Origin of the sequence: Bacillus sp. T17B1 (genome assembly GCF_026796395.1) — a bacterium.
In the GTDB taxonomy this organism is placed as follows: domain Bacteria; phylum Bacillota; class Bacilli; order Bacillales; family Bacillaceae; genus Bacillus; species Bacillus spizizenii_A.
Genome location: NZ_JALAYA010000052.1, coordinates 335 through 681 on the forward strand (window position 1 = coordinate 335; position 347 = coordinate 681).

At 39.8% G+C, this 347-nt stretch carries 1 pseudogene; it reads right to left on the reverse strand.

The features are described from left to right. Positions 1-347 (reverse strand): annotated as a pseudogene (locus tag MOF34_RS19415) (IS3 family transposase); the annotation flags it as partial.

The window sequence follows — 347 nt, forward strand, 5'->3', positions numbered from 1 at the left end:
TTTATGGTTAATACGCATTCTCGTTTTTAGTATGGCTGTGATTTTTCGATATCCATACCGATACTTGTGCTCTCGGCACAACGTGCCGATTTGTTTTTCCAAATGGTGCTTGGAATGATCTTTCGTCAGATTCTTCTTCCAACGATAATAAGACGCTCGAGAGATACCTAAATGAATACAGATATCCTGCACGGTCATTGTACTGTGCAATACTTCTATAAGTTCGACTGACGTTTCGCTATCAACTTCCTTTCCAATTCGTTGTACTTTTTTAACACTTCATTCTGTTGTCGCAGATAACGATTCTCTGCCTGCAGTTTCTCTAATTCAGAAGAATACTCCGGACC